The organism is Variovorax sp. P1_H12_2 (genome assembly GCF_056405335.1).
Genome location: NZ_JBFUCI010000234.1, coordinates 1 through 9,936 on the forward strand (window position 1 = coordinate 1; position 9,936 = coordinate 9,936).

Consider the following 9,936-nt stretch of genomic DNA (forward strand, 5'->3'; position numbering starts at 1 on the left):
GTCCAGCGCGGCGAGATGCCCCCGATCGACCTCAAGATCATGATGAACGTGGGCAATCCGCAGCTGGCCTTCGACTTCGCCCAGCTGCCGAACCACGGCGTCGGCCTGGCGCGGCTCGAGTTCATCATCAACAACAACATCGGCGTCCATCCCAAGGCGATCCTCGACTACCCGAATGTCGATGCCGACCTCAAGAAGGCGGTCGAATCGGTGGCACGGGGCCATGCGTCGCCGCGGGCCTTCTACGTCGACAAGGTGGCCGAGGGCATCGCCACCATCGGCGCCGCCTTCTGGCCCAAGCCGGTGATCGTGCGCCTCTCGGACTTCAAGTCCAACGAGTACCGCAAGCTGATCGGCGGCAGCCGCTACGAGCCCGAGGAAGAGAACCCGATGCTGGGCTTCCGCGGCGCGGCGCGCTACCTCAGCGGCGAGTTCAGCGAGGCCTTCGCGATGGAGTGCGAGGCGCTCAAGCGCGTGCGCAACGAGATGGGCCTGACCAACGTGCAGATCATGGTGCCCTTCGTGCGCACCCTGGGCCAGGCCGAGCGCGTGACCACGCTGCTGGGCGAGCACGGCCTGAAGCGCGGCGAGAACGAACTCAAGCTGATCATGATGTGCGAGGTGCCGAGCAACGCGATCCTGCCCGAGGAGTTCCTGAAATTCTTCGACGGCTTCTCGATCGGCTCGAACGACCTGACCCAGCTCACGCTGGGCCTGGACCGCGACTCCGGCCTGGAACTGCTGGCCGCCGACTTCGACGAGCGCGACCCGGCCGTCAAGGCGCTGCTGGCGAAGGTCATCAAGGCCTGCAAGGACCAGGGCAAGTACGTCGGGATCTGCGGCCAGGGCCCCAGCGACCATCCGGATTTCGCGCTCTGGCTCGCCGAGCAGGGGATCGAGTCGATCTCGCTCAACCCCGACAGCGTGATCGAAACCTGGCAGCAGCTCGCCAAGCGCTGAGCGGCTGCGAGGGGCGGCGGTGGCAGATTTGTCACCGCCGCGCAACGACTTGGTCACGGTCTTTCGTGTAATCCTCGCGTCAGCTGGCTGTATTTGCAACCAGATGCTTCTTTGGTGTCAAACTCGCCGGATCCCGGGGCGCGGTTGTGCTGAAGTCGCACCAGGACCATTGGCCGGCCCTGCTATACGCCCTGACCTTGACGTCGAGGAACCCCATGATTCTTGTCAAGACCGAAGCCGGGCAGCGTGTTCTCAAGGACCGGTCCATTGCGCTGACGCCACGCCAGCGCACCGCGTTCATCCTTTTCGATGGCAAGCGAAGCGTTGGCGAGGTGCTCGAGTCCGGAATGGGCGTGAGCCGCGAGGAGATCGACCAGATGGTCGGGCAGGGGCTGCTGGCGCAGGTCGGGGAGGGTGCGACCGCGGTTGTGGCCGTCCCAGCGGCGCTTCCGGTTGCCGCCGCGCCCAAGCGTGCAGCGGGTGTACCGCAGGCCGCGCGCTCGGACCAGCAACGCTACAAGGACGCCTATCCGATCGCCACCCAGCTGACCGGCAGCCTCGGCTTGCGCGGCTTCAGGCTCAACCTGGCGGTCGAAGGCACCTCGAACTGCGAGCAACTGCTGGAGCTGTTTCCCAAGATCCAGGCCGCGGTGGGGCCCGAGAAGGCCTCGGCGCTCGAACGGGCGCTGCGCGGCTGACCCGCACGCCCCCTCAAGGGGCCTCAGGCCACCCGGGAACGGCCCGGCGCCGGCCTGAGTGCTATAATTTACGGCTTTGCCTTGCCACACCACGTCTGACGCCGCGGGTGGCTCAACCCCTTTCCTGCCAATCGCGGGAAAAATCCACAAGGAGTGCCAATGCGTCACTATGAAATCATTTTGCTGATCCATCCGGATCAGAGCGAGCAAGTTCCGGCCATGCTGGAACGCTACAAGGGCCTGATCACGGCCGGCGGCGGCAAGGTCCACCGCGTTGAAGACTGGGGCCGCCGTCAGCTGGCCTACCAGATCAACAAGCTCAACAAGGCGCACTACCTGTGCGTGAACATCGAAGCCGAGCAGACCGTCATGGCCGAACTCGAGCACGCGTTCAAGTTCAACGACGCCGTTCTGCGCCACCTCACCGTGGTCAAGAAGAAGGCCGACACCGGTCCTTCGTCGATGATGAAGACGGTCGAGCGCGAAGAGGCCCGCAAGGCCCAGCAGGCCGAATACGCCGCCAACAACAACTGATGTTGTGAGCGCTGCCGCGGTCAATCAGCTGGTGCTGACTGCCTGCGTCGCCGAACTCGGAGCCATGCGTTACACGCCTGCCGGATTGCCCGCCATCGACCTGCGACTCGAACACGAGTCGACAGTGACCGAAGCGGCCCAGCCCCGACAGGTCAAGGCGGCCATCAAGGCCGTCGCGTTCGGCGCAGTGGCCGAGCGGCTCGCAAGGCAGGAGCTGGGCAGTCTCTGGCGATTCCAGGGCTTCCTCGCCACACCGGGTACGGCCAAGCATCCCGTGCTTCACATTCAAGAATTCAACTAATTTTCTAGAGGTCCAAAAATGGCCACGTTCAAGAAATTCAACAAGGACAAGCGTCCGAAGCGCAACACCCAGTCGTTGCTGTTCAAGCGCAAGCGCTTCTGCCGCTTCACCGTCGCCGGCGTCGAAGAAATCGACTACAAGGACATCGACACCCTGCGCGACTTCATCAGCGAAAACGGCAAGATCATCCCCGCACGCCTGACGGGCACGCGCGCGATCTACCAGCGCCAGCTCAACACCGCGATCAAGCGTGCCCGCTTCCTCGCGATGGTGCCGTACAGCGACCAACACCGCGTCTAAGGAGCCAGATACCATGCAAGTCATTCTTCTGGACAAGGTCGTCAACCTCGGCGTGCTCGGCGAAATCGTCAAGGTCAAGGACGGTTACGCTCGCAACTTCCTGATCCCGTCGGGCCGTGCCCGCCGTGCCACCGAAGCCAACAAGGCCGAATTCGAAGCCAAGCGCGTCGAACTCGAAAAGGCTGCTGCCGCCAAGCTGGCCGAATCGCAAGCCCAGGGCGAGAAGCTCGCCGGCACCACCGTCAAGCTGACCCAGAAGGCCGGCGTCGACGGCCGCCTGTTCGGCTCGGTGACCAACAGCGACATCGCCGAAGAGCTCAACAAGCAGGGCTACAAGGTGGCGAAGTCGCAGGTGCGCATGCCCAACGGCCCGATCAAGGTCGCTGGCGACAGCACCGTCAGCGTCGCGCTGCACACCGACGTGGTGGTCGACATCACCGTCGCGGTCTACGGCGAAACCGCCTGATCGCCCGACGCGCTTCGCGCGCTTGGAAGAGCCGCCTTCGGGCGGCTTTTCTTTTTCCGGGCGGATGGGTTGTCCCAGACGCTGCACCGGAAGATCACCGCTTATTCACAGCCTTGTCCACGTGACGCCGCGCCCGCCGCCGCTTAGCATGCATGGTTGCAAGGAACTTCATGTCCGCAGTTTTTTCCTACGCCGATAACGACCCGTCGTCCGACCGCCAGATCGCGCAATTGCGCATCCCACCGCATTCGATCGAGGCCGAATCGAGCGTGCTGGGCGGGCTCCTGCTCGACAACGGTGCCTGGGATCGCATGGCCGACGTGGTGGTCGATGGCGATTTCTACCGCCACGAGCACAAGCTGATCTACGCGGCCATCGGCACGCTGATCAATGCCAGCAAGCCGGCCGACGTGATCACGGTCTACGAGCAGCTGCAGAACCTCGGCAAGGCCGACGAGATCGGCGGGCTCGGCTACCTCAACTCGCTCGCCCAGTACGTGCCGAGCGCCAGCAACATCCGCCGCTATGCCGAAATCGTGCGCGAGCGTTCGATCCTGCGCAAGCTCGTGAGCGCCAGCGACGAGATCGCGACCAACGCCTTCAACACCCAGGGCAAGGCGGTCGACAAGATCCTCGACGAGGCCGAGCAGAAGATCTTCAACATCGGTGAGGAAGGCACGCGCATGAAGCAGGGCTTCCAGGGCATGGACTCCCTGGTGGTCGAACTGCTGGACCGCGTGACCGAGATGGCCGAGAACCCGAACGACATCACGGGCGTGCGCACCGGCTTCTACGAGTTCGACAAGATGACCTCCGGCCTGCAGCCGGGCGACATGATCGTGCTGGCCGCGCGCCCTTCGATGGGGAAGACCTCGCTGGCGATCAACATCGCAGAGCACGTGGCGCTCAACGAAGGCCTGCCGGTGGCAGTGTTCTCGATGGAAATGGGGGCCTCCCAGCTGGCGGTGCGTATCGTCGGCTCGATCGGCCGCATCGACCAGGGCCACCTGCGCACCGGCAAGCTGACCGACGAGGAATGGCCGCGCCTGACCGAGGCGATCGAGAAACTGCGCAACGTCTCGCTGCACATCGACGAGACGCCCGGCCTGACCACCAGCGAGCTGCGCGCCAATGCGCGGCGCCTGGCGCGCCAGTACGGCAAGCTCGGCCTGATCGTGGTCGACTACCTGCAGCTCATGAGCGTGTCGACCAGCATGAACGACGAGAACCGCGCCACCGCGGTGGGTGAAATCTCGCGCGGCCTGAAGATGCTGGCCAAGGAACTCAAGTGTCCGGTGATCGCGCTGTCGCAGCTGAGCCGCGGCGTCGAGAGCCGGACCGACAAGCGTCCGATGATGAGCGACCTGCGCGAATCCGGCGCGATCGAGCAGGATGCCGACATCATCATGTTCATCTATCGCGACGACTACTACGACAAGAACAGCAAGGAACCCGGCGTCGCCGAAGTGATCATCAGCAAGCACCGGAACGGCCCGACGGGCACCGTCAAGCTGGCGTTCCTGAAGCCGCTGACCAAGTTCGAGAACCTCGCCGGCGCCAACGACTTCTAGGCCGGCGCCGGGCCGCCAGCGCGGCGAAGTCCGCGCTTCGCGCAGACGGGCGGCCTGCCGTCTCCCCCTCGGGGGGCAGCGACCACACGAAGTGAAGGAGCGTGGGGGCCATCTAGGCGGTCCCGCCGGAATCGGCCTTGAGCTGGCGCAGCATGTCGGCCAGGGTCTTGCCGGACTCGTCCCTGAAGCGCTCCGGCAGCACTTCGATGGCGTCAATGCGGTCGAGCCGGAAGCCGCGGAAGTCATTGCGCAGTTCACACCAGGCCGAGAAGGTCCAGACCTTGCCCCAGTAGAAACAGCCCAGCGGGCGCACCGTGCGCTGGCTGGGGGCGCCCGCGACGTCGCGGTAGTCCATGCGCAGCTTGTGGCGCGACTGCACGGCCTCGCGCAGCGTCTGCAGCCGCGACCGCGTGCCGGCGTCGAGCACGTAGGCGGGGGCGTAGAGCGCCAGGCTTTCGGCCGATACCCGCGCCGCCGGCGGCAGCACCGACAGGATCTTGCCGAGCGCCGATTCGATGTCGCGCGCCATCGCGGCGTCGACCCAGCTTTGCGCCAGGCGCGCCGATGCCACCAGTGCCGCGGCCTCGTCCTGCGTGAACATCAGCGGCGGCAGGTCGAAGCCCGCGCCCAGGCGATAGCCGACGCCCGCTTCGCCCTCGACCGGCACGCCCTGGCGCTGCAGATCGGCGACGTCGCGGTACACCGTGCGCTCGGAGACCTCGAGACGGCGCGCAAGGAAGGCGGCCGTGGTGAGCCGCCGCCCACGAATGATCTGGACGATCTGGAACAAGCGGTCGGCACGGCGCATGGATCGGGATCAGCTTCCCAGGAGTCTGGTTTCGAAGTCGGGGAGCGCGAGCTTTTTCAGTCCGTCAGGACTCCGATGTGAATGGCGACCTGGTCGGGCCCGCTGTAGGCCTCGAAGTCGCTCTGGTAGCGGCGCCGGATTTCCGGGTGAGCGTCGAAATAGTGCCAGATCGCCTGCCAGACCGCGAGCACCATCTGCGGCATTTCGCCTTGCCCGGTGAACACCAGGTATTCGCCGCCTTCGATCCGCACCGTCGCAGGGCCATCGGCCACCGCGACGCCGGTCGTGATGTCGAAGGCTCCGTGCGCGTCGGTCTCGTAGGCCGAGTAGACGCCGTAGAGCCGCATGTCGTCGATGCGGTGAGGCGTCGTCTCGTAGACGCGCTCGCCGAAGAAGCGGTTCCAGAGCGTGCCGATGCGCGCGGCCTCGGGGTCGCTCTCGTCGCGGTTCGTGGTGCGTGCGGTGAGTCCGGCGACCTTGAAGGGATCGAGGCGCTGAAGTTGGGGTTGCATGGTTCTCTCCATCATGGCATTCAGAGGTTGAGGCCTTTGCGGTCGGCCTTCATGGCCGCCGCGATCAGGCGGAAATCGTGGTCGTTGACTTCGAACATGCCGAAGCGGAACTTGCTGCCCCAGCGCTTCGGGTCTTCGACGAAATCGAACTGTTCGATCAGCGGCAGGATGGGCGCTTCGCTGGCGGCGGCGTAGTGCACGTCTCGCCGCCACGGCACGAAGCCGTTGCCCATGTCGGCCTCGTAGGGCTCGTCGCCGTGCACGACGCCGATCGACACGAAGCTCTGCAGCCTGTCGGCGCCGCCCAGTACCGTGGTCGGCGAATAGTAGGCGACATGGTCGCCGGCCCTGATGCGCTTGAGCGGCGCAAGCTTGCCGTGGCCGACCTGCATGAAGCCGCCTTCGGCATTGTCGCGGCCGCGGCGCGCATGCTCCGCGCTGGCGACGGCGATCCAGTTCCTGTGGGTCATGGCTGTCACCGATTTCAGGCCAGCGCGTGCAGGCCCACTTCGTTGCCTTCGGTGTCGCGCAGAACGGCAAAGAAGCCCATGCCCTCCGGCAGCGCGGTCTTCGGCGTCACGATCCCACCGCCTGCCGCGGCGACGCGCGACAGGGCGGCGTCGATGCTCGGCATGCAGTCGAGATAGATCCGCACACCGCTGCCCGCCGCTGCGGCGCGCGGGCCGCCGGCCATCAGGCATCCGCCGGTGGCCGGCTCCTGATAGGGAAAGATCGCCATCGGGTCGCCGCCCATGGCCTCGCGTTTCAGCGTGCGGCCGAGCACCTTCTCGTAGAAGGCTTGCGCGCGGTCGAGGTTCGCAACGGGAATCTCGAACCAGTTGATGGTGGTGGCAGTCATGGTGCTCTCCTGTGTCAGTGATTGAAGCCTCCATGCTGCGCGGAGCCTCCTGACAACGTATTGTCAGGAGCCTTCAGCAGACCAAAAAAAACGGCCTGCGCGCAGCGCAGGCCCGTTCGTGAAACACCGCGAAACGGTGGGGGGGGCGCCCCGACACGAAGTGCGGGGCAACCTGGGGGGCGAGCTACAGCACTTCGCTCGCGAAATCCGCCAGTCGCGAGCGCTCCCCGCGCGCCAGCGTGATGTGCCCGCTGTGCGGCCAGCCCTTGAACTTGTCGACCGCAAAGGTGAGGCCCGACGAGCCTTCGGTGAGGTAGGGCGTGTCGATCTGCGCCAGGTTGCCCATGCAGATGATCTTGGTGCCCGGGCCCGCGCGCGTCACCAGCGTCTTCATCTGCTTGGGCGTCAGGTTCTGCGCCTCGTCGATGATCACGTACTTGTTCAGGAAGGTGCGCCCGCGCATGAAGTTCATGCTCTTGATCTTGATGCGGCTGCGGATCAGCTCGTTGGTGGCCGCGCGGCCCCATTCACCGGCACCGCCGCCGTCACCCTTGGCCAGGAACTCGAGGTTGTCGTCGAGCGCGCCCATCCAGGGGCCCATCTTCTCCTCCTCGGTGCCGGGCAGGAAGCCGATGTCTTCGCCCACGCTCACGGTCGCGCGGGTCATGATGATCTCGGTGTAGCGGCGGTCGTCGAGCACCTGCGTCAGGCCCGAGGCCAGCGCCATCAGCGTCTTGCCGGTGCCGGCGGTGCCGGTCAGCGTGACGAAGTCGACCTCCGGGTCCATCAGCAGGTTCATCGCAAAGTTCTGCTCGCGATTGCGTGTATTGACGCCCCAGACTGCGTTCTTGGCCGAGCCGTAGTCCTTCAGCGTCTTGAGCACCGCGGTCTTGTCGCGGATCTCGGTCACGCGCGCATACATGCTGGGCTCGCCGGGAGCCTCGAAGTAGACGAACTGGTTGATGAAGAGGTTGGGCACGATCGGGCCGCTGATCCGGTAGAAGGTGCTGCTGCCGCTTTGCCAGCTCTCGATCGTCTTGCTCTGGCGGGTCCAGAAATCGGCCGGAAGCGCGAGCGAGCCGGCGTAGAGCAGGTCGCCGTCCTCCAGCGTCTTGTCGTTCTGGTAGTCGTCGGTCGCGAGGCCGAGCGCGCGTGCCTTGACGCGCATGTTGATGTCCTTCGACACCAACACCACCTCCTGCTTCAGACGGCCGGGCGCCTCCTGGGCGTAGAGATCGCGCAGTGCCTGCACGACGCCGAGGATCTGGTTGTCGGCCTTGCCCTGCGGCAGGCTGGTCGGCAGCGTGTAGTCGAGTGGGGCGGTCTGGAAGAACAGCTTGCCGCCGGCCTCGCGGTGGCCGGTGGTGTCGAGCTTCAGCCCCTTGCCGATGTCGGCACCCTGGGCGCCGGCCAGCGCGTCGAGCGTGCGACTGGTCTGGCGGCCGTTGCGCGCGACCTCGGTGGTGCCTTTCTTGTGGCCGTCGAGCTCTTCCAGCACGATCATCGGCAGGAAGATGTCGTGCTCCTCGAATCGGAACAGGCACATCGGATCGTGCAGCAGCACATTGGTGTCGAGCACGAAGAGCTTGGCCGGGCCGTTGGATTTGCTGCGCTTGGGACGCGCCGGCGCTTGGGGCGCAGGGGCAGGGACGGCCTTGGCGCGCGTCTCGACCTGTACGGCGGGCTCCGGCACCGGGCGGGCCGGCGCCTTCGCCTTGGCGGGCAGCGGTGGCGGCTCGACAGGGCCGCCGGCCTCCGCGACGTGGCGATCGAACAATTCGAGCGGCTGGGGCCCGCTCGAGCCGCTTTGTTCAGTCCTGCGGTCGGACGAGCGGCGACCGTTGCGTCCCTGCGAGGAACGGGCGGGCGCGTCGTGCGCGTCCGGCGACAGCAGGGCGGCGCGTTTCGTGGGGGCGGGAGGCAGAGGCATGGGGGGTGTCGCTCGCAAAAGGAAGGGTGCCAGAAAGCGAAAAAGCCGCCTGAAGACCAGGGCGGCTTTGTTCGGTGGATGCGGTCGTGGAGCTCAACGGCATGAAGCCATTATGCACATCGCACGTGACGCAACCCGTGATCGTTGCGCTTCGCCAACGCGAGTGCGCAAAACCACACGAATTCAGGCTTCAGGCAGCTTTCTTGAGCGCCTTGACCGCCTTCAGGACGTCGTCGACGTGGCCCGGAACCTTCAGGCCCCGCCATTCGGCCTTGAGCACGCCGTCGGCGCCGATCAGGAAGGTGCTGCGCTCGATGCCCTTGACCTTCTTGCCGTACATGATCTTGTTCTTGACCACACCGAACATGTGGCACATCTTTTCTTCGGTGTCCGCGATCAGCTCGAAGGGGAGTTCGAGCTTGGCCTTGAATTCGTCGTGCGACTTCATGTTGTCGCGCGACACGCCGAATACCGTGGCGCCGGCCTTTTCGAAGTCCTTGTAGCGGTCACGGAACTGCATTGCTTCAGTGGTGCAGCCGGGGGTATTGTCTTTAGGGTAGAAATACATGACCAGCACGTGGCCGAGGTGCGAAGTGTTCGAGACCTTCAGGCCGCCTGTCGCATTGGCGTCGAATTCGGGGATGGGTTTGTTGACAACGATCGCCATGAATCTTGTTTTCTCCGTTTGATTCCATGTCCGACCCGGTCGAAGCCCGTCGAGACCATGGAGGATTGGTCGTTGCTAACTGAGGAGGGCGAGCCACCGGTTCGCAACCCGCAATTTTACCCCGAAATGCCTCCTATTGCCCTTGGGGCTTCTCGATCAGGAGTGCGGCGACCACATGGCGGCCTTCGCTCGCGAGAATGTTGTAGGTGCGGCAGGCCGCCGGCGTGTCCATGGTTTCGACGCCGATGCGCTGCGCCATCAGCGGCTGGAGCCAGGCGGGTTGCGGAAATCGGATGCGCTTGCCGCTGCCGAAAATGATCAGTTCGGCGC

The 9,936-nt window shown here is 65.2% G+C and carries 14 protein-coding genes; 7 read left to right on the forward strand and 7 right to left on the reverse strand.

Annotated elements, in window-relative coordinates:
- The 7 genes from AC1D2K_RS21395 to dnaB all read left to right on the forward strand — a co-directional run.
- A partial coding sequence (locus AC1D2K_RS21395) for a putative PEP-binding protein (protein WP_478090839.1) occupies positions 1 to 960 on the forward strand: 960 nt, incomplete at its 5' end.
- Between the two features lie 215 nt (positions 961 to 1,175).
- Entirely contained in the window at positions 1,176 to 1,658 is a 483-nt protein-coding gene (locus tag AC1D2K_RS21400) for a hypothetical protein (RefSeq protein WP_478090840.1), read from the forward strand.
- Between the two features lie 159 nt (positions 1,659 to 1,817).
- Positions 1,818 to 2,192, forward strand: a complete 375-nt coding sequence (gene rpsF / locus AC1D2K_RS21405; protein WP_286610166.1) for a 30S ribosomal protein S6 — start codon at positions 1,818 to 1,820, stop codon at positions 2,190 to 2,192.
- A 4-nt stretch (positions 2,193 to 2,196) separates the two neighbouring features.
- Positions 2,197 to 2,493, forward strand: a complete 297-nt coding sequence (priB, locus tag AC1D2K_RS21410; protein ID WP_478090841.1) for a primosomal replication protein N — start codon at positions 2,197 to 2,199, stop codon at positions 2,491 to 2,493.
- 18 nt (positions 2,494 to 2,511) lie between these two features.
- The gene (gene rpsR / locus AC1D2K_RS21415; protein ID WP_007830781.1) at positions 2,512 to 2,793 is read left to right on the forward strand and encodes a 30S ribosomal protein S18; all 282 of its coding nucleotides are present in this window, start codon (positions 2,512 to 2,514) and stop codon (positions 2,791 to 2,793) included.
- 13 nt (positions 2,794 to 2,806) lie between these two features.
- Positions 2,807 to 3,259, forward strand: a complete 453-nt coding sequence (gene rplI, locus AC1D2K_RS21420; protein ID WP_478090842.1) for a 50S ribosomal protein L9 — start codon at positions 2,807 to 2,809, stop codon at positions 3,257 to 3,259.
- Positions 3,260 to 3,429: 170 nt separating this feature from the next.
- Positions 3,430 to 4,830 carry a replicative DNA helicase gene (gene dnaB / locus AC1D2K_RS21425; RefSeq protein WP_478090843.1) on the forward strand — a complete coding sequence of 467 codons (1,401 nt, stop codon included), beginning with the start codon at positions 3,430 to 3,432 and terminating at the stop codon, positions 4,828 to 4,830.
- A 112-nt stretch (positions 4,831 to 4,942) separates the two neighbouring features.
- Here the strand turns inward: dnaB and AC1D2K_RS21430 are convergent, their stop codons facing one another.
- The 7 genes from AC1D2K_RS21430 to AC1D2K_RS21460 all read right to left on the reverse strand — a co-directional run.
- Positions 4,943 to 5,638, reverse strand: coding sequence for a helix-turn-helix transcriptional regulator (locus tag AC1D2K_RS21430; RefSeq protein WP_478090844.1), 696 nt, complete (start codon positions 5,636 to 5,638; stop codon positions 4,943 to 4,945).
- Positions 5,639 to 5,694: 56 nt separating this feature from the next.
- Positions 5,695 to 6,150: a GyrI-like domain-containing protein gene (locus AC1D2K_RS21435; protein WP_478090845.1), complete on the reverse strand. Its 456-nt coding sequence runs from the start codon at positions 6,148 to 6,150 to the stop codon at positions 5,695 to 5,697.
- 20 nt (positions 6,151 to 6,170) lie between these two features.
- Entirely contained in the window at positions 6,171 to 6,620 is a 450-nt protein-coding gene (locus AC1D2K_RS21440; protein WP_478090846.1) for an EVE domain-containing protein, read from the reverse strand.
- Positions 6,621 to 6,634: 14 nt separating this feature from the next.
- The gene (locus AC1D2K_RS21445; protein ID WP_478090847.1) at positions 6,635 to 7,009 is read right to left on the reverse strand and encodes a VOC family protein; all 375 of its coding nucleotides are present in this window, start codon (positions 7,007 to 7,009) and stop codon (positions 6,635 to 6,637) included.
- Between the two features lie 184 nt (positions 7,010 to 7,193).
- Positions 7,194 to 8,939: a PhoH family protein gene (locus AC1D2K_RS21450; protein WP_478090848.1), complete on the reverse strand. Its 1,746-nt coding sequence runs from the start codon at positions 8,937 to 8,939 to the stop codon at positions 7,194 to 7,196.
- 190 nt (positions 8,940 to 9,129) lie between these two features.
- Positions 9,130 to 9,606, reverse strand: a complete 477-nt coding sequence (locus AC1D2K_RS21455; protein ID WP_021006537.1) for a peroxiredoxin — start codon at positions 9,604 to 9,606, stop codon at positions 9,130 to 9,132.
- 133 nt (positions 9,607 to 9,739) lie between these two features.
- The coding region (locus AC1D2K_RS21460; protein ID WP_478090849.1) for an Mth938-like domain-containing protein at positions 9,740 to 9,936 on the reverse strand (197 nt) is incomplete at its 5' end.